15 protein-coding genes, 1 rRNA gene and 1 pseudogene are annotated in these 18,215 nt (G+C 73.5%); 13 read left to right on the top strand and 4 right to left on the bottom strand.

Going from position 1 to position 18,215, the window contains the following annotated elements; translation table 11 throughout:
* Positions 1 to 138: 138 nt before the first annotated feature.
* The 3 genes from rrf to AMK11_RS37090 all read left to right on the top strand — a co-directional run bounded on the left by rrf (position 139) and on the right by AMK11_RS37090 (position 2,134).
* A 5S ribosomal RNA gene (rrf, locus tag AMK11_RS29220) occupies positions 139 to 255 on the top strand.
* 191 nt (positions 256 to 446) lie between these two features.
* On the top strand, positions 447 to 1,505 hold the full coding sequence (locus AMK11_RS38245) for a hypothetical protein (RefSeq protein ID WP_241847104.1): 1,059 nt from the start codon (positions 447 to 449) through the stop codon (positions 1,503 to 1,505).
* Entirely contained in the window at positions 1,397 to 2,134 is a 738-nt protein-coding gene (locus AMK11_RS37090) for a tetratricopeptide repeat protein (RefSeq protein WP_143194601.1), read from the top strand. The genes AMK11_RS38245 and AMK11_RS37090 overlap by 109 nt, the downstream gene beginning before the upstream one ends.
* 74 nt (positions 2,135 to 2,208) lie before the next feature.
* Here the strand turns inward: AMK11_RS37090 and AMK11_RS29210 are convergent, their stop codons facing one another.
* A complete protein-coding gene (locus tag AMK11_RS29210) occupies positions 2,209 to 3,501 on the bottom strand; it encodes a DUF1015 domain-containing protein (protein ID WP_073731064.1) in 1,293 nt (430 codons plus the stop codon).
* 72 nt (positions 3,502 to 3,573) lie between these two features.
* Here AMK11_RS29210 and AMK11_RS29205 point away from each other — a divergent pair, with 72 nt between their 5' ends.
* The 4 genes from AMK11_RS29205 to AMK11_RS29190 all read left to right on the top strand — a co-directional run bounded on the left by AMK11_RS29205 (position 3,574) and on the right by AMK11_RS29190 (position 7,680).
* Positions 3,574 to 4,605, top strand: coding sequence for an HAD hydrolase-like protein (locus AMK11_RS29205; RefSeq protein ID WP_073731063.1), 1,032 nt, complete (start codon positions 3,574 to 3,576; stop codon positions 4,603 to 4,605).
* Between the two features lie 95 nt (positions 4,606 to 4,700).
* On the top strand, positions 4,701 to 5,747 hold the full coding sequence (locus AMK11_RS29200) for a FecCD family ABC transporter permease (RefSeq protein ID WP_073731062.1): 1,047 nt from the start codon (positions 4,701 to 4,703) through the stop codon (positions 5,745 to 5,747).
* 11 nt (positions 5,748 to 5,758) lie between these two features.
* On the top strand, positions 5,759 to 6,796 hold the full coding sequence (locus AMK11_RS29195; protein WP_073731095.1) for a FecCD family ABC transporter permease: 1,038 nt from the start codon (positions 5,759 to 5,761) through the stop codon (positions 6,794 to 6,796).
* Positions 6,793 to 7,680 carry an ABC transporter ATP-binding protein gene (locus AMK11_RS29190; RefSeq protein WP_079187763.1) on the top strand — a complete coding sequence of 296 codons (888 nt, stop codon included), beginning with the start codon at positions 6,793 to 6,795 and terminating at the stop codon, positions 7,678 to 7,680. The genes AMK11_RS29195 and AMK11_RS29190 overlap by 4 nt, the downstream gene beginning before the upstream one ends.
* Here the strand turns inward: AMK11_RS29190 and AMK11_RS29185 are convergent.
* Positions 7,664 to 8,011: an SCP2 sterol-binding domain-containing protein gene (locus tag AMK11_RS29185; protein ID WP_073731061.1), complete on the bottom strand. Its 348-nt coding sequence runs from the start codon at positions 8,009 to 8,011 to the stop codon at positions 7,664 to 7,666. The two genes, AMK11_RS29190 and AMK11_RS29185, sit on opposite strands and share 17 nt — an antisense overlap.
* Positions 8,012 to 8,053: 42 nt before the next feature.
* Here AMK11_RS29185 and AMK11_RS29180 point away from each other — a divergent pair, with 42 nt between their 5' ends.
* From AMK11_RS29180 to AMK11_RS29155, 6 genes and pseudogenes are all read left to right on the top strand, one after another.
* Positions 8,054 to 8,341, top strand: a complete 288-nt coding sequence (locus tag AMK11_RS29180; protein WP_073731060.1) for a hypothetical protein — start codon at positions 8,054 to 8,056, stop codon at positions 8,339 to 8,341.
* A 7-nt stretch (positions 8,342 to 8,348) separates the two neighbouring features.
* The gene (locus AMK11_RS29175; protein ID WP_073731059.1) at positions 8,349 to 9,164 is read left to right on the top strand and encodes a hemolysin; all 816 of its coding nucleotides are present in this window, start codon (positions 8,349 to 8,351) and stop codon (positions 9,162 to 9,164) included.
* The gene (locus AMK11_RS29170) at positions 9,161 to 10,066 is read left to right on the top strand and encodes an NAD kinase (RefSeq protein ID WP_019325365.1); all 906 of its coding nucleotides are present in this window, start codon (positions 9,161 to 9,163) and stop codon (positions 10,064 to 10,066) included. Before AMK11_RS29175 ends, AMK11_RS29170 begins: the two co-directional genes overlap by 4 nt.
* Positions 10,067 to 10,206: 140 nt before the next feature.
* Positions 10,207 to 11,949: a DNA repair protein RecN gene (recN, locus tag AMK11_RS29165; RefSeq protein WP_198941483.1), complete on the top strand. Its 1,743-nt coding sequence runs from the start codon at positions 10,207 to 10,209 to the stop codon at positions 11,947 to 11,949.
* A 105-nt stretch (positions 11,950 to 12,054) separates the two neighbouring features.
* Positions 12,055 to 12,817, top strand: a pseudogene (locus AMK11_RS29160) (hypothetical protein).
* A 186-nt stretch (positions 12,818 to 13,003) separates the two neighbouring features.
* Positions 13,004 to 14,149, top strand: a complete 1,146-nt coding sequence (locus AMK11_RS29155) for a glycosyltransferase family 4 protein (RefSeq protein WP_073731058.1) — start codon at positions 13,004 to 13,006, stop codon at positions 14,147 to 14,149.
* A gap of 19 nt (positions 14,150 to 14,168) precedes the next feature.
* Here the strand turns inward: AMK11_RS29155 and AMK11_RS29150 are convergent, their stop codons facing one another.
* On the bottom strand, positions 14,169 to 15,842 hold the full coding sequence (locus tag AMK11_RS29150; protein WP_073731057.1) for a PucR family transcriptional regulator: 1,674 nt from the start codon (positions 15,840 to 15,842) through the stop codon (positions 14,169 to 14,171).
* Between the two features lie 185 nt (positions 15,843 to 16,027).
* Positions 16,028 to 17,830, bottom strand: coding sequence for a glycoside hydrolase family 15 protein (locus AMK11_RS29145; RefSeq protein WP_073731056.1), 1,803 nt, complete (start codon positions 17,828 to 17,830; stop codon positions 16,028 to 16,030).
* Positions 17,831 to 18,215 lie beyond the last annotated feature (385 nt).

Genomic DNA, 18,215 nt, shown 5'->3' with positions numbered 1-18,215 from the left:
ACTGGTACTAATAGGCCGAGGGCTTGTCCTCAGTTGCTCGCGTCCACTGTGTTAGTTCTGAGGCAACGAACAGTTGCCGGCTTTCGAGCTGAACAGAACAATTGAAGAGTGTGCTTGTTCGCTCGAAACCATTAGGGTTTCGGTGGTCATAGCGTAGGGGAAACGCCCGGTTACATTCCGAACCCGGAAGCTAAGCCTTACAGCGCCGATGGTACTGCAGGGGGGACCCTGTGGGAGAGTAGGACGCCGCCGAACAATCTTTGGAAAGGACCCTTGGTCCCCAGCGTTCAGCTGGGGACCAAGGGTCCTTTCGTTTTTCCAGGGCGCGCCGGGTACCCGGCTGCGCGAGAATGACTTGCGGTACCGAAGACAGGAGTCACCCATGTCCACCAACTCTCCCGACGACCGACCGGAGCGCGATCAGCGGCGACGGGACAGTGGTGGCCGTGGTGACCGTCCCGGTCAGCGCGGGGACCGCGGCGGATTCCGCCGCGACAACGACCGTGGTCGCGGTCCTGATCGCGGTGGGTTCCGGCGTGACGACCGTCGAGGCGATGACCGTCGAGGTGACGACCGCGGGGGCCAGCGCGGCTTCCGTCGGGATGACCGCCGTGACGATCGTCGTGATGACCGGCGTGACGACAACCGCGGTGGCGGCGGGTACGGGCGTCGCGACGACCGGGACCGTGGGCCGCGTCGTGATGACCGGGACCGTGGCGGGGACCGTGGTTTCCGGCGTGACGACCGCGGCAGCGACCGCCCCTCCTTCCGCCGCGACGACCGCCGCGATGACCGTGGCGGCGACCGCCCTTCGTTCCGCCGCGACGACCGCCGTGATGACCGGCCCTCCTTCCGTCGTGACGACCGTGGTAACCGCGGTGACCGTGGCGGCTTCCGTCGTGATGACCGCCGTGACGATCGTCGTGATGACCGGCGTGACGACAACCGCGGTGGCGGGTACGGGCGTCGCGACGACCGGGACCGTGGGCCGCGTCGTGATGACCGGGACCGTGGGCCGCGTCGTGATGACCGGGACCGTGGCGGGGACCGTGGTTTCCGGCGTGACGACCGTGGCGGCGACCGCCCCTCCTTCCGCCGCGACGACCGCCGCGATGACCGTGGCGGCGACCGCCCTTCGTTCCGCCGCGACGACCGCCGTGATGACCGCCCTTCGTTCCGCCGTGACGACCGTGGCGACCGTGGTGGCTTCCGTCGTGAGGACAGCCGTGGTGGCGACCGTGGTGGGTTCCGCGGCCGAGACGACCGCGGGGGACGCGGTCCCCGGCGTGACGATCGAGGCGGGCGGCCCGGCGGTTTCCGTGGGCGGGACGACCGGCAGGGCGGTGGTGGCCGTTTCCGCGAGGAGCGGGACCGCGACCGCGAGCCCATCAAGCGTCTGCCGATCCCCGAAGAGGTCACGGGCGACGAGATCGACAAGGACGTACGGCAGGAGCTGCAGAGCCTGCCCAAGACGCTCGCGGAGGACGTCGCCAGGAACCTCGTGATGGTCGCCCGACTCCTCGACGAGGACCCGGAAGCGGCGTACGGCTACTCGAGGGTGGCCCTGCGCCTGGCTTCCCGTGTCGCCGCCGTACGCGAGGCGGCCGGGTTCGCGGCGTACGCCAACCAGAAGTACAGCGAGGCCCTGGCGGAGTTCCGGGCCGCGCGCCGGATGACCGGGTCCGTGGAGCTGTGGCCGGTGATGGCGGACTGCGAGCGTGGGCTCGGCCGGCCGGAGAAGGCGCTGGACATGGCCGGTGCCTCCGAGGTGCACAAGCTCGACAAGGCCGGCCAGGTCGAGATGCGCCTCGTGGCCGCCGGCGCCCGGCGCGACATGGGCCAGCTGGACGCGGCCATCGTGACGCTGCAGAGCCCGGAGCTGGCCTCCAACTCCGTACAGCCCTGGACCGCGCGGCTGCGGTACGCCTACGCCGACGCGCTGCTGGCCGCCGGCCGGGAACGGGAGGCACGGGAGTGGTTCGCGAAGGCCGTCGAGTCCGACCGGGACGGCAGCACGGACGCCTCCGACCGGCTGGCCGAGCTGGACGGAGTGGAGTTCATGGACGCCCTCGACGAGGGCGAGAGCGACGCGGGGAGCCAGTCCGTGGAAGACGCGGACGGCGACAAGGAGTGACGTCTGCCATGTGACGACGAAGGGGCGGGACCGGTACACGGTCCCGCCCCTTCGTCGTCACGGCTCGTGCCCCGTCACAGGTCCAGCGCGCGCAGCACCAGGCCCGAGGCCGGCTTGGGGCCGAAGGAGGTCGACTTCCGGGGCATCGTGACGCCCTGCTGGGCCAGCTCGCGTACGACCTCCTCGCGAACGGGGTGCATCAGTACCGCCGTACCGCCGTCGCGTTCCGCCTTCTCCGCGGTGGCCGCCGTGTCGTGGATGTAGGAGACGTGGGCCGCGGAGTCGTCCGGGATGCGCCAGACGTGGGCCAGGAGCGTGGCGTGCAGGACGGTGGCGTCCAGGGTGCGCCATGCCTGGGGACGGTCGGTGGGGACCGTGCGGTCCAGCAGGACCGGGTCCGGCCGGTCGACGAGATGGAAGGAGCCGTCACCGGCGAGCAGGAAGGCGTTGCCCGACTCGGCCGCCTTCGCCAGGTCCTCCATGGCCCGGGTCAGGGGGCCGTCGAGCCGGCGGACGCGGAAGTGGCCGTCCAGGGCGGCGACGGCGTCGTCCACCGGGAAGCCGTGCAGCAGGCGGTGGATGGCGCGGACCCGGAGCGGGTAGCGGGCCGTGTCGACCAGGAGGACGAGGCCGTGGTCCCAGGGGCTCGGGGAGGGGTGCTCCGCGCGGAGCGTGCGGTAGGTGGCCCAGCGATGGTGGCCGTCGGCGATGAGGGCCTGGTGCCGCGCCAGCTCCGAGCGGACGCGGGCCAGGTCGTCGGGGTCGGTGAGCGACCACAGGCGGTGGCAGTAGCCGTCCTCCGTGGTCGTCGACAGCAGCGGCGGCCGTTCCGCGGTGCGTTCCACGACGGTCGTCGTGGCCGCCGTGGCCCCGTCGCCGCGGTAGGTGAGGAGCAGGGGTTCGAGGTTCGCCGAGGTGGCCCGCATGAGGGCCGCGCGGTCGGCGACGACGTGCGGCATGACGTCCTCGTGCGGGAGCACGACCTGCTCGGCGGGGTCGGACACGCGCAGGGCGCCGATGATGCCGCGTTGCAGCATGCCGTCGCCGTCGCGCTGTTCGTAGACGTACAGGCCGGGTTCGGGGTCGGCGGTCAGGACGCCCTCCGACCTCCAGCGCCGCAGGGTCTCGGCGGCCTGCTCGTTGCGGGCCTCGGGCGTGGCGGCCTGGGGGAGGATCAGCCGGACGATGTTGTGCGGGTCTGCGGACTCGAGGTGGAGCAGGCCGTCGGGACGGACCACGACGTCGTAGGGCGGGGACGTCACGGCGGCCAGGCTGCCGACCCGGTCGGGGTCGTAGCGGAGGCCTCGGAACGGGGTGAGTTCCAGGCCCCGGCGCGCCGTTGCTTCCGGGTGACCTGCTGTGTTCATCCCGGCATCGTACGTGTGTCAGTGGCATGGGGGATGATCGGGGGAAAGGCGTCGAACGAGGAGCGATGTGCAATGAGCCGGAGCGTCAGGACGAGGCCCGAGGGCAGTGGGCGGAGCCTGGGCGAGGCGTACGACACGGCGCTGCTCGACCTGGACGGGGTCGTGTACGCGGGGGGTGAGGCCATCTCCCACGCGGTCGAGTCGCTGTCCACGGCCCGCGCGGGCGGCATGCGCCTGGCGTACGTGACGAACAACGCGCTCCGGACTCCCGACACGGTGGCCGCGCACCTCACCGAGCTGGGCATACCGACGGGCGCCGCCGACGTCATCACGTCGGCGCAGGCGGTGGCCCGGCTGATCGCCGAGCAGGTGCCGTCGGGCTCGCGGGTGCTGGTGATCGGCGGTGACGGGCTGCGGGTCGCCCTGCGGGAGCGGGGCCTGGAGCCGGTGGAGTCGGCGGAGGACGATCCGGCGGCCGTCGTGCAGGGCTTCGGCGGGCCCGAGCTGCCGTGGGGGCGGTTCGCGGAGGCCTGCTACGCGATCGCGCGAGGGGTGCCCTGGTACGCCTCCAACACGGACCTGACGATCCCGGGCGCCCGGGGCATCGCACCGGGCAACGGCGCGGCGGTGGAGGTCGTCCGGATCGCCACCGGCGCCGAGCCGCAGGTCGCGGGGAAGCCGTTGCCGCCCATGCACCGGGAGACGATCCTGCGCACCGGCGCGCAGCGGCCGTTGGTGGTGGGGGACCGGCTGGACACGGACATCGAGGGCGCGTTCAACGGCGAAGTCGACTCGCTGCTCGTCCTGACCGGGGTGACCGACGGGGCGCAGTTGCTGGCGGCGCCGCCGCACCACCGGCCGACGTACGTCGACGCCGATCTGCGCGGGCTGCTCGGCGGGCAGCCGGAGGTCACGGGGGACGGCGGCGAGGGCTTCCGGTGCGGTGGCTGGACGGCGACGGCCGGCGCCGAGCGGCTGGAGCTGGAGGGCGACGGCGCGGCGCTGGACGGGCTGCGTGCGCTGTGCGCGGCGGCCTGGACGGCGGGCGGGGAGGAGGGGTGTGCGCTGGATTCCGGAAAGGCGCTGGCGCGACTGGGGTTGTGAGCCGCCGTACGGGGCAGGAGCCCGGCTGCGAACGGAGACGTTCCGGGCGGCACCGATGTCCTCGGGATCGTGGCAGGGTAGGCTAACCTAACCGCGTGTTGGTCGACAGTCCCCCCGAACAGCGCGCGGAGACCGCCCCCGCGCCGCCCCCGAAGCGCCGTGTCGTACGTGCCGTCGGGCTGCCCGTCTCGGCAGCGGTCCTGGTGTTCATCGCGTTGGCGAGCCTCGCGGTCGGCGCGAAGGACCTGTCCCTGGCGCAGGTCTGGCACGGCCTCTTCCACGACTCGGGCACGTACAGCGACGTGGTGGTGGGCGAACGGCAGTCGCGGACCGTGCTCGGTCTGCTCGCGGGGGCCGCGCTCGGGCTCGCCGGAGCCGTCCTCCAGGCGCTCACCCGCAATCCGCTGGCCGACCCCGGCCTGCTGGGCATCAACGCGGGCGCCTCGGCGGCGGTCGTCACGGCCATCACCTTCTTCGGCGTCACCTCGCTGACCGGGTACGTGTGGTTCGCGTTCGCCGGCGCGGCGGGCGTGGGCGCGCTGGTCTGGTTCCTCGGCGGCAGCAGGGGGGCCACGCCGGTGCGGCTGGTGCTGGCCGGCACCGCGATCAGCGCCGCGCTCTTCGGCTACCTCCAAGCCGTGATGATCATGGACGACGCGGCGCTGGGCCGGATGCGTTTCTGGACGGTCGGGTCGCTGTCCTCGGCGACCGACGACACCATCATGGAAGTGCTGCCGTTCTTCGTGGTGGGCACCATCCTCGCCCTCGCCCTCTCCCGGCCCCTCAACGCCATGGAGATGGGCGACGACACCGCCAAGGCGCTCGGCGCCAACCTCAACCGCACCCGGGCGCTGTCCATGCTCGCCGCGACCGTGCTGTGCGGGGCGGCGACCGCCGCCTGCGGGCCGATCGTGTTCGTCGGTCTGATGGTCCCGCACATCGTCCGCTCCTTCACCGGGCCCGACATGCGCTGGATCCTGCCGTACGCCGCGATCCTGTCGCCCGTGCTGCTGCTGGGCGCCGACGTCCTCGGCCGGATCGTCGCCCGGCCCTCCGAGCTTCAGGTCGGCATCGTCACCGCCGTCCTGGGCGGCCCGGTCTTCATCTATCTCGTACGACGGCGGAGGACGGCCCAGCTGTGACCACGAAAGCCGTGAGGAAGAACCGTGCCGTGCGGAGCCCGGGCGGGCTGTCCTTCCGCCTGGACGTGCGGGCCACCGTCGTCGTCGCCCTGCTGCTGCTCCTCGCGCTGGCCGCGAGCGTCCTGCTGATCGGCACCGGCGACTTCGAGATACCGGCCGCCGACGTGCTCCGGACCCTGGCCGGCGGCGGCAACGCGAGCCAGGAGTTCATCGTCAACGAACTGCGGCTGCCGCGAGTCCTGGTCGGGCTGCTGGTCGGCGCCGCGCTGGGGATGGGCGGCGCGCTGTTCCAGGCCATCTCCCGCAACCCGCTCGGCAGCCCGGACGTGCTCGGCCTCGGGCAGGGCGCGACGGCCGGCGCCCTCACCATGATCGTGCTGTTCTCCGGCACCTCGGCGCAGGTGACCGGCGGGGCGCTCGTCGGCGGCCTGGTGACCGGCGTCGCCATCTATCTGCTCGCCTGGAAGCGCGGCGTGCACGGCTACCGGCTGGTCCTGGTCGGTATCGGCGTCTCCGCGATCGTCACGGCCGTCAACGGCTATCTCCTCACCCGGGCCGACATCGTCGACGCCTCCCGCGCGGTCGTCTGGATGACCGGCTCCCTCAACGGCCGCGACTGGGACCAGGTCTGGCCCCTGCTCGTGCTGTGCGCCGTGCTCGTCCCGCTGGTCCTCGCCAACGGGCGCGCGCTGCGGATGATGGAGATGGGCGATGACGTCTCGTACGCCCTCGGAGTGCGCGTCGAGCGCGTGCGGGCCCTGCTGATGGTGGCCGCCGTGCTGCTCACCGCCGCCGCAACTGCCGCCGCGGGACCGGTCAGCTTCGTCGCGCTCACCGCTCCACAGCTCGCCCGGCGACTGACCCGCTCGCCCGGCCCCAACCTGCTGCCGTCCGTGTGCATGGGCGCCGCCCTGCTGGTGTCGGCCGACTTCGTCTCGCAGCGGGCCTTCGGCGCAGACCAGCTGCCCGTGGGCGTCGTCACCGGCGTGCTCGGCGGCGTCTACCTGCTGTGGCTGCTGGTCACCGAGCGCAAGGCGGGCCGGATATGAGCGCCGGCACCGGCGACCGCAGCGGGCTGAACAACCAAAGGAGCAACGTGAACCGCCTGACCGCCGAGAACGTCACCCTCGCCTACGACCAGCGGGTCATCGCGGAGAAGCTGTCGGTGGAGATACCCGACAACTCCTTCACGGTGATCGTCGGCCCGAACGCCTGCGGCAAGTCCACCCTGCTGCGCGCCCTGTCGCGGATGCTGAAGCCCACCCAGGGCCGGGTGCTGCTCGACGGCTCGGTCATCCAGTCGATGCCCGCCAAGCAGGTCGCCCGCACCCTCGGCCTGCTGCCCCAGTCGTCCATCGCACCCGACGGCATCACCGTCGGCGACCTCGTCGGCCGCGGCCGCTACCCGCACCAGGGCATCCTGCGCCAGTGGTCGACCGAGGACGAGCGCGTCGTCCAGGAGTCGATGGCCCAGACCGGCATCGCGGAGCTGGCCGACCGCTACGTCGACGAACTCTCCGGCGGACAGCGCCAGCGCGTGTGGATCGCCATGGCCCTCGCCCAGCAGACCCCGCTGCTCCTGCTCGACGAGCCGACGACGTACCTCGACATCCAGCACCAGATCGACGTCCTCGACCTGTGCGCGGAGCTCCACGAGGAGCAGGGCCGGACCCTCGTCGCCGTGCTGCACGACCTCAACCACGCCGCCCGGTACGCCACCCACCTCATCGCCCTGCGCGGCGGGGAGATCATCGCCGAGGGGGCGCCGAAGGACATCGTCACCGCCGACCTGGTGGAGCGGGTCTTCGGGCTGCGCTGCCAGGTCATCGACGACCCCGAGACGGGTACGCCGCTGGTGGTGCCGGCCGCGCGCAAGGCACGGGGCGGCAGCCGAACGGAGCTGGAGAAGGTGGCGGCTACAGAAGCTTCCTGAGGCGGAACAGGTCGCGCAGGCCCGCCTCCAGCTTCACCCGGCCCGATCCCCAGGCCCTGGCGAAGTTCAGCTCGCCGGCGACCAGGGCGACCAGGTCGTCCCCGGTCATCGCCAGCCTAATCTCGGCCTTCTCGCGCGGCGGACCCTCCAGGGTCTCGCGCACGTCGATCCGGCCGTCCGCCATGCGTCCCGCGAAGGTGACGTCCAGGTCGGTGATGTGGCAGCTCACCGAGCGGTCCAGCTCGGCGGCGGACCGCACGTCCCCTTCGGCGCTGCCCATGTTGTCCGAGAGCTTCTCGAGTGCGGCGCGGCACTCCTCAGTCGTCGCCATCGGGACCGACCGTACCCCAGCGGTACGCGGTAGCGTCGGGGCATGAACGACGCAGTACCGGAACCGGAGGCACCGGAAACCGGCGAGGAGGCGCACGCGCCGGAGCGCGACCCTGCCGCCCCCGCCCCCCTGGACGTCCCGCGCACCCCCACCGGGAACGCCGAGGTGGACGCCCGGCTGTCCCGGCTGGCCGACGCCGACCACCTGACCACGGACGGACATGTCGAGGTGTACGAGGATGTACACCGGGGGCTGCGCGACGCGCTGACCGCGCTCGACGCCCGCCCGGGGCCTCCGGTCCCGCCATCACCGTACGAAAACAGGAGCTGAACCGAACGTGGCAGGAGTCGCACGCCGCCGTCTCGACGCGGAGCTGGTCCGCCGCAAGCTGGCGCGCTCGCGCGAGCACGCGAGCCAGCTGATCGCCGCCGGGCGGGTCTCCGTCGGCAAGACCGTCGCGACCAAACCGGCCACGCAGGTGGAGACCGCCGCCGCGATCGTGGTGAGCGCCGACGACAGCGATCCTGACTACGTCTCGCGCGGCGGCCACAAGCTGGCTGGCGCCCTCGCGGCCTTCGTGCCGCAGGGGCTCGTCGTCGAGGGCCGGCGGGCACTGGACGCCGGCGCGTCCACTGGCGGTTTCACCGACGTACTGCTGCGCGCGGGCGCCGCGCACGTCGTCGCCGTCGACGTCGGTTACGGGCAGCTCGCCTGGTCCCTCCAGCAGGATGAACGCGTCACCGTCAAGGACCGTACGAACGTACGCGAGTTGACGCCGGAAGCGATCGATGGGGAGCCCGTGGACCTTGTCGTGGGGGATCTGTCCTTCATCCCGCTCGGACTGGTACTGCCCGCCCTGGTGCGGTGCACCCGGCCGGACGCCGACCTGGTGATGATGGTGAAGCCGCAGTTCGAGGTGGGCAAGGAGCGGCTGGGCAGCGGGGGAGTGGTACGCAGTGCGCAGCTGCGCGCCGAGGCCGTGACGGGCGTCGCCCGCAGGGCCTGGGAACTGGGGCTCGGTGTGAAGGGGGTCACCGCCAGTCCGCTGCCCGGTCCCTCCGGGAACGTCGAGTACTTTCTGTGGCTGCGGGCCGGGGCCGGAGAACTGGACCCGGCCGACGTTGACCGTGCAGTGGCGGAGGGGCCGAGTTGACACAGAACCGAGCGCGTACCGTTTTCCTGCTCGCCCACACCGGGCGTCCCGCGGCGATCCGCAGCGCGGAACTCGTGGTCAAGGGCCTGCTGCACGCGGGGCTCGGCGTGCGCGTCCTGGAGGCCGAGGCGCGCGACCTGCCGCTGCCGGACGAGGTGGAGCTGGTCGGGGAGGCCACCCCGCAGTGCCTGGACGGGTGCGAGCTGCTGATCGTGCTCGGCGGTGACGGGACGCTGCTGCGCGGCGCCGAGTTCGCCCGCGCGTCCGGGGTGCCGATGCTCGGGGTCAACCTCGGGCGGGTCGGGTTCCTCGCCGAGGCAGAACGGGACGACCTCGACAAGGTCGTCGACCGGGTGGTGAACCGGGCGTACGAGGTCGAGGAGCGGATGACGGTCGACGTCGTCGTGCACCGCAACGGCGACATCGTGCACACCGACTGGGCGCTGAACGAGGCGGCGGTGCAGAAGGCCGGCGCCGAGAAGCTGCTGGAAGTCGTGCTGGAGATCGACGGACGGCCGGTGACCGGGTTCGGCTGCGACGGCATCGTGCTGTCGACGCCGACCGGGTCTACGGCGTACGCCTTCTCGGCGGGCGGGCCGGTGGTGTGGCCCGAGGTGGAGGCGCTGCTGATGGTGCCGATCAGCGCGCACGCGCTGTTCGCGAAGCCGTTGGTGACGTCGCCGGATTCCGTACTGGCGGTGGAGGTGCTGCCGCACATTCCGCCGGGCGTTCTGTGGTGTGACGGGCGGCGGACGGTGGAGCTGCCGCCGGGGGCGCGGGTGGAGGTTCGGCGGGGGGCGGTGCCGGTGCGGTTGGCTCGGTTGCACCACGCGTCGTTCACCGACCGGCTGGTGGCGAAGTTCGCGTTGCCGGTGTCCGGGTGGCGCGGGGCGCCGCACTAGCGGACTCGAAGGGGTGGTTCGGTACGTCGCGGGCCGCGGGGCGTTGTGGCTGGTCGCGCAGTTCCCCGCGCCCCTGAGCGGCATGTGCTCCCCCGGCGTGACAGAGGTGGGGCGGTCGCACTTCGCACGCTCGACCTCGTATGGTCGTGTCCGTGCTTGAGGAGATGCGGATACGGTCGCTGGGAGTCATCGACGACGCCGTGGTCGAGCTGTCGCCCGGGTTCACCGCTGTCACCGGTGAGACGGGTGCGGGCAAGACCATGGTGGTCACCAGCCTCGGGCTGCTCCTGGGCGGACGCGCGGACGCGGCGCTGGTGCGGATCGGGGCCAAGAACGCGGTCGTCGAGGGGCGCATCGCCGTCCCCGACGACGCGGCGGCCGCCGTGCGGGCCGAGGAGGCCGGGGCCGAGCTGGACGACGGGGCGCTGCTGATCAGCCGTACCGTTTCCGCCGAGGGCCGCTCGCGGGCGCACCTGGGCGGGCGGTCGGTGCCGGTGGGGATGCTCGCCGAGCTGGCCGACGAGCTGGTGGCGGTGCACGGGCAGACCGACCAGCAGGGGCTGCTCAAGCTGACCCGGCAGCGGCAGGCGCTGGACCGCTACGCGGGCGACGCGGTCGCCGGGCCGCTCGCCAAGTACGCCGAGGCCTACCGGCGGCTGCGGGCCGTCGCCCGTGAGCTGGAGGAGATCACCACGCGCGCCCGCGAGCGTGCCCAGGAGGCCGATCTCCTGCGCTACGGTCTCGACGAGGTCGCGGCGGTCGAGCCGCACGCCGGCGAGGACGTGGAACTGGCGGAGGAGGCGGAGCGGCTGGGCCACGCCGAGGCGCTCGCGTCGGCCGCCACCGCCGCGCACGCCGCGCTGGCCGGCAACCCGGAGGACCCCGAGGGCGTCGACGCCTCCACGCTGGTCGCGGGCGCGCAGCGGGCCCTGGACGCCGTGCGGGCGCACGACCCGGCGCTGGCCGCGCTCGCCGAGCGGATCGGCGAGGTGGGCATCCTGCTGCGCGACGTGGCCGGGGAGCTCGCCGGGTACGCCGACGACCTGGACGCCGACCCGTTGCGGCTGGCGGCGGTCGAGGAGCGGCGGGCCGCGCTCACCGCGCTGACCCGCAAGTACGGCGAGGACGTGGCCGCCGTGCTGACCTGGGCCGAGCAGGGCGCCGCGCGGCTGACCGAGCTGGACGGCGACGACGAGCGGATCGGTGAGCTGACCGCCGAGCGGGACGCGCTCAGGACGGAGCTGGGCGGGCTGGCGCAGGCGCTGACGGACGCGCGGACGGAGGCCGCCGAACGGTTCGCCGCCGCGGTCACCGCCGAGCTGGCCTCGCTCGCCATGCCCCACGCGCGCGTGTCGTTCGCTATCCGGCAGACCGAGGACCCGGAGGGCGTCGAGGTCGGCGGGCGGACGGTCGCCTACGGGCCGTCCGGCGCCGACGAGGTCGAGCTGCTGCTCGCCCCGCACCCGGGCGCGCCGCCCCGGCCGATCGCCAAGGGGGCGTCCGGCGGTGAGCTGTCGCGCGTGATGCTGGCCGTGGAGGTCGTCTTCGCGGGCACCGATCCCGTGCCGACGTACCTCTTCGACGAGGTCGACGCCGGTGTCGGCGGCAAGGCGGCGGTCGAGATCGGGCGGCGTCTGGCGCGGCTGGCGAAGAACGCGCAGGTCGTGGTCGTCACGCACCTGCCGCAGGTGGCGGCGTTCGCCGACCGGCAGCTGTTGGTGGAGAAGACGAACGACGGGTCGGTGACCCGCTCCGGCGTCAAGGTCCTGGAGGGCGAGGAGCGGATCCGCGAGCTGTCCCGGATGCTGGCAGGACAGGAGGACTCGGAGACGGCCCGCGCGCACGCGGAGGAGCTGCTGGAGACGGCGCGGTCGGACGCGTAGGCCCTCCGGGCGGCCTTGCGGTCGCGGTCGTGGCGGTGAGTGGCCGTCCCGGACCGGGCGGACGTCCGGCGGAAGGGTGGCGGGCGGGTCCCGTAGGGTGGCCCGGTGATCGACCGTGTCCGCCGGAACGGCTCCTCCCTCGTCCTCGCCGCCGCCCTCGCGCGGACCGGACTGACCGCGTTGCGTGCCGTGGCGCCGGGCGGCCGGGAGCGGTGGGAGCGGAGGAACCACGCCGGGCGGACCGTGGACCTGTACGCCGGGCCCGCGTGCGCCGTGGCGGCCGCCGTGGGGACGGTGCGGGTGCGGCCCGGCGTCGGCCTCGCGGTGCTCGCCGCGGGGGCCTGCGGGGGCGTACGACGATGTGGCGGGCGCCGGTGACTCCCGGCGGGGTTTCCGGGCGCATCTGGCGGCGCTGCGGGACGGTGAGGTCACCAGCGGGGCGGTGAAGCTGTTCGGGGTTTCCGCGGCCGGGCTCGCCGTCGGCGCGGTGCTGAAGGAACGGCCGCTGGACAAGGTGCTCGCGGGCGTCGTCGTCGCGGGGGCCGCGCACTTCGTCAACCTCGTGGACGTACGCCCGGGACGGGCCGCGGCGGCGGTGCTCGCGCTCGGTGCGCCGGGGCTGCTGCGGGAGGGGCCCGGGGCGGAGACGGCCGCCGTCGCCATGGGCGCCGCCGCGGCCGTGCTGCCCGACGACCTCGCCGAGCGCACCATGCTCGGTGACACGGGGGCACACGCGCTGGGCGCGGCCCTGGGCGCCGCGGTGGCGGCCGGCAACGGACGCGCGGGGCTCGCCGCGCACGCCGTCGCGCTCATGGCCGCGGCCGCGTGCGGGGAGCGGGTGAGCGAGGCGGCACGTTCACTCGGGTGAGTGAACCGGCCCCGTCCCGTTGCCCGGACGGTCGTCCACACGCGGCGGCCGTCGTTCCCGGAACACCCGTACGGCCTGGCATCCTTGACGGAGTGACGCCCGGGCAAGGACGCGGCGCACCCTCTCCGACCCATCGTTCTGTACGTTCTTCGTGACCGTCCCCGCCGAACCAGGAGCCCCGGCCAGGTGACCCCCGTGAGCAGCCTCGCACCGCACGGCCAGTCGCAGTTGCGCACCGTGCAGGTGCTGGGCGGCGGCAACGCCGGCAGCAGCGCGCACGTGCGCTCCCTGGCCGCGGGGCTCGTCGCACGGGGCGTGAACGTGACGGTGTGCGCCCCCGACGATGCGGAACGCACCTACGACTTCACCGGCACCGGAGCCGACCACGTGCACGTACCGCGCAGCAGCGATCCGGTCTCCGTCGCCGCGCTGCGAGCGGTGTGCGCGGACGCCGACCTGGTGCACGCGCACGGGCTGCACGCCTCCTTCCGCGCCGCGCTCGCCCTCGGCGGGCGGCGGGTCCGCACACCGTTCGTCGTGACCTGGCACGACCGCGTCCATGCCGAAGGAGCCCGCGCCCACCTGCTGCGCGTACTGGAACGGCGCGTGATGAAGTCCGCCACCGTGGTGCTCGGCGCCACCTCGGAACTGGTCGACGGCGCCCGCCGGACCGGCGCGCGGGACGCCCGGCTCGGCCCCGTCGCGCTCCCCGCCCGGCCCTGCCCGCCGGGCGAGTCCGACGACCCGGACGGGAAAAGCCCGAAGATCCGCGCCGAACTCGGTGCCGTCGACCGCCCGTTGCTCATCGCCGTCGGCTCCCTGGAGCCGCACCGGGGCTACGACGTCCTGCTCGACGCCGCGCGTGCGTGGCGCGGCCTCGACCCGGTCCCGCTGGTCGTCGTCGCCGGGGAGGGCCCGCTGCGCGCCGAGTTGCAGCGCAGGATCGAGGACGAGCGGCTGCCGGTGGTGCTCATCGGCAGCCGCGACGACATCACCGACCTGCTGGCCGCGGCCGACCTCGCGCTGCTGCCGAGCCGCCGTGAGGCACGCTCCGTCCTCGCCCAGGAGGCCCTGCACGCGCGCGTGCCGCTCGTCGCCGGCGCCGTGGGCGGCGTTCCCGAACTCGTCGGCGAGGCCGCCGAACTCGTCCCGGACGGGGACGCGGAGGCACTGGCCGAAGCCGTCGTGCGCCTGCTCGCCGATCCCGGGCGGTGCGAGGAACTGCGCGACGAGGGCGTACGGCAGGCGGCCACCTGGCCGACGGAGGACGAGACCGTCGCCCAGGTGCTCAGCGTCTACGACGAGTTGACCTGGCCCACGCCACTGCTGTGAGGGGCCCGAGGGGCCCCGGTCACGGCACGTGCCGGCGGGCGCGCAGGGCCAGGCTCAGCGCCAGGACGGTCTGCGGGTCGTCGAGGTCCGTGCCGAGCAACTCCCCGATCCGCGCCAGCCGGTTGTAGAGCGTCTGCCGGTTGAGGTGCAGCTCGCGTGCCGTCTCCGCCTTGCGGCCCGCGTGCGCCAGGTACGTCTGGAGCGTGGGCAGCAGGGGCGGCTTGGAACGGTCGTCGTGGTCGCGCAGCGGGCCGATCGCCCGGTCCACGAACGCCGCGAGGTCCGGATGGTCGCGCAGCCGCCACAGCAGCAGGTCGATGTCGAGGCGCCGGGCGTCGTACCAGGGCCGGTCGGTGAGCCCCTGCGCGGCGGTCGCCGTCTCCGCCGCGTGCCTGAGGCCCGCCGAAGCCGCCGCCCAGCCGCCGGCCACGCCGACGACCACGACGGGCGGCTGCGCTCCCGGCCGCTGCATCCCGGCCCGCTCCGCGCCCGCCCGCAGCGCCGCCGCGACCCGGTCCGCGACCGCGCCCCGCTCCGACTCCGCACGCAGGCCCAGCAGCAGCGGGACCCGGCCCTCCACCGGACGCACGCCCAGCAGCACCGGCACCCCGACCGACGCCAGCTCCTCGGCGACCGCCCGCGCCAGCACCGCCCAGCCGCCGCCGGCGGGGGACAGGGCGTCACCGAGCCGCATCACCACGGGGAGCAGCGGGCTGGTGCCGGGCTTGAAGCCGAGCACACGGGCCTGCGCCGGGGCGTCCTCCGCGGTGATCCGGCCCTCGGCGAGGTCGGTGAGGAAGTCGCCGCGCCCGCGCGCCGCCAGCTCCTCCTCCTGCCGCGCCTGCATCAGCACCACGGCGAGGATGCCGGCCGCCCGTTCCGCCGCCATCCGGTGCACCTGCGCCAGCGGGGACCGTACGGGGAGCATGACGAGCCGGGCGCGCACCGAGCCGGGGCCGGGGCCCGCACCGGCGCCCGGGCCGGTCGCGGTGCCCGGACCGGGGCCGCCGCCGGGCACGTCGACCAGGACCGAGCCCGCCGGGGGAGGGGCGTCCTTGTGCGGGCCGCGCAGGCCCTCCCACACCTGGAGCGGGTCGGCGCCCTCCGGGCCGGAGCCGGCGGCGTACAGCAGGCGGCCGTCGGCGGTCTCCAGGAAGACCGGGTTGTCGCCGAAACCGGCGAGGATGCCGAGCACCTGGGGGACTCCGCCGCCGCCCAGCAGGGCGTCGGTGCAGCGGCGGTGGACCTCCTCGGCGCGCTGGAGCAGTGCGTAGTGGCCGTTGACGATCTCGGTGTGGATCTCCTCGGTGACCGTCACGAACGGCACCTCGCGGTGCAGCTGCACCAGCGGCAGGCCCGCCGTGCGGGCGGTGTCCACGAGGGCCGCGGGGAGGCGGGCGAAGCGCGGGCCGAGTTCCACGACGAGGGCGGCGATGCCGCGTTCCGCGAGGGTGCGGACGAAGGCGCGCTGCTCGGCGGGGCGGGTGCCGAGGCCGTAGCCGGTGGTGAGGAGGAGTTCGCCGCCCTTGAGGAGGGAGGCGATGTTGGGCACCTCGCCGGCGTGTACCCAGCGGACGGTGCGGTGCAGGCGGTCGGCGCCGGCGAGGATCTCCGGGAGGCCGCTGCGGAGGCCGGGGAGTTCCAGGGCGCGCTGCACGGTGATGCCCGTGGGCGGGGGTGCGGCGGTGTTCATGGAGCGGACGGTACCTGTTGGGAGGGCGGGGCGATGGGGGGCCGACGTGGGTGTGGGCCGGGGGTGGGTCGCGCTGCCCGGCGCTGCGGGGTGCCTCCCCCACTCTCGGCTTCGCTCGAGCGGGGGGACCCCCACCGCCCACCCGTGCCGCCCCAGCGGCACGACTGCCCGCAGCGGCGGCCGTCTCAGCCCCCGTACGCCCCGCTCGCCGTCAGCCTCAGTGCCGTGTCGATCAGGGGGACGTGGCTGAAGGCCTGGGGGAAGTTGCCGACCTGGCGCTGGAGACGGGGGTCCCATTCCTCGGCCAGGAGGCCCAGGTCGTTGCGGAGCGAGAGGAGCTTCTCGAAGAGCTTGCGGGCCTCGTCCACGCGGCCGATCATCGCCAGGTCGTCGGCCATCCAGAACGAGCAGGCCAGGAAGGCCCCCTCGTCGCCGGGAAGGCCGTCCACGCCCTCGTCGCCGCCCTCCGTCGGGTAGCGCAGGATGAAGCCGTCCGAGGTGGACAGCTCCCGCTGGATGGCCTCGATGGTGCCGATGACCCGCTTGTCGTCCGGCGGCAGGAAGCCCATCTGCGGGATCAGCAGCAGCGAGGCGTCCAGCTCCTGGGAGCCGTAGGACTGCGTGAAGGTGTTGCGTTCCTTGTCGTAGCCCTTCTCGCACACGTCCCGGTGGATGTCGTCGCGCAGCTGCTTCCAGCGCTCCAGCGGGCCGTCGGCGTCGCCGGACTCGATCAGCTTGATGGTGCGGTCGACGGCGACCCAGGCCATCACCTTGGAGTGCACGAAGTGGCGGCGCGGGCCGCGCACCTCCCAGATGCCCTCGTCAGGCTCCTGCCAGTGGTCCTCCAGGTAGCGGATCAGCTTCAGCTGGAGCACCGAGGCGTAGTCGTTGCGGGCCAGGCCCGTCATGTGGCCCAGGTGCAGGGCCTCGGTGACCTCGCCGTAGACGTCGAGCTGGAGCTGGTGCGCGGCGCCGTTGCCGACCCGGACCGGGGTGGAGTTCTCGTAGCCCGGCAGCCAGTCCAGCTCCGCCTCGCCGAGCTCTCGCTCACCGGCGATGCCGTACATGATCTGCAGGTTCTCCGGGTCGCCCGCCACCGCGCGGAGCAGCCACTCGCGCCAGGCGCGGGCCTCCTCGCGGTAGCCGGTGCGCAGCAGCGAGGACAGGGTGATCGCCGCGTCGCGCAGCCAGGTGTAGCGGTAGTCCCAGTTGCGGACGCCGCCGATGTCCTCCGGCAGGGAGGTCGTGGGCGCGGCGACGATGCCGCCGGTGGGGGCGTACGTCAGGGCCTTCAGCGTGATCAGGGAGCGGACCACGGCTTCCCGGTAGGGCCCGTGGTACGTGCAGTGCTCGACCCAGTCGCGCCAGAAGTCCTCGGTCGCCGCCAGGGACTGCTCCGGCTCGGGCAGCGGCGGCGGCTCCTTGTGCGAGGGCTCCCACGAGATGGTGAACGCGATCCGCTCACCCGGAGCGACCGTGAAGTCCGCGTACGTGGTGAGCGCCTTGCCGTAGGTCTCGGCCTCCGTGTCGAACCACACGGAGTCGGGGCCCGCGACGGCCACCGTGCGGCCCTCGTGCTTGCGCACCCACGGGACCACCCGGCCGTAGCTGAACCGCATCCTGAGCTCCGAGCGCATCGGCACCCGGCCGGAGACGCCCTCCACGATGCGGATCACCTGCGGCGCGCCGTCGCGCGGCGGCATGAAATCGGTCACCCGGACCGTGCCGCGCGGGGTGTCCCACTCGGACTCCAGGATCAGGGAGTCGCCGCGGTAGGTCCGCCGGGCCGCGGTGGGCGGCTCGGCGCCGGGGGCGTAGGCGGGGCCCATCCGCCAGAAGCCGTGTTCCCCGGTTCCCAGCAGGCCCGCGAAGATGGCATGCGAGTCGAAGCGGGGCAGGCACAGCCAGTCGACTGTGCCGTCCCGGCAGACCAGTGCGGCGGTCTGCATGTCTCCGATGAGTGCGTAGTCTTCGATGCGCCCGGCCACGTGCAACTCCAGTCGAACGGCCACGTCACCCCGCATGGGGGCGGTCGCTAGTGCGGTCAAGGGGGGTCAGGGGTGAGTCATGCGTGTTGAGTCATGTGTCGTTGAGCCATGAAGCAAAGCAGCCGTCCGGCCGTGAAGCCAAACGCTGTGCCGCAAAAGACAATTGTTGCTCAACGGACTGACGAGCTCTCGTTGTTCCGGTGCTGACGGGCGGGGGGTGGTGCCGTGTCGCCGGGCGGGCTCGGCAGCGAACGTCCGAGCAGGATACGACGCACGTAGATGATCTGTGTGCCGCTCCGGACAACGCGCATCCGCCGAACGGGTGACCACCGGGTGAGGAAACGGTGAGCCGCGCGCCAGGGTGACGGGATGTGCGCGGAGGGTG

Source organism: Streptomyces sp. CB02414, assembly GCF_001905385.1.
Lineage (GTDB): Bacteria > Actinomycetota > Actinomycetes > Streptomycetales > Streptomycetaceae > Streptomyces.
This window is presented reverse-complemented; position numbering and strand designations above follow the sequence as displayed.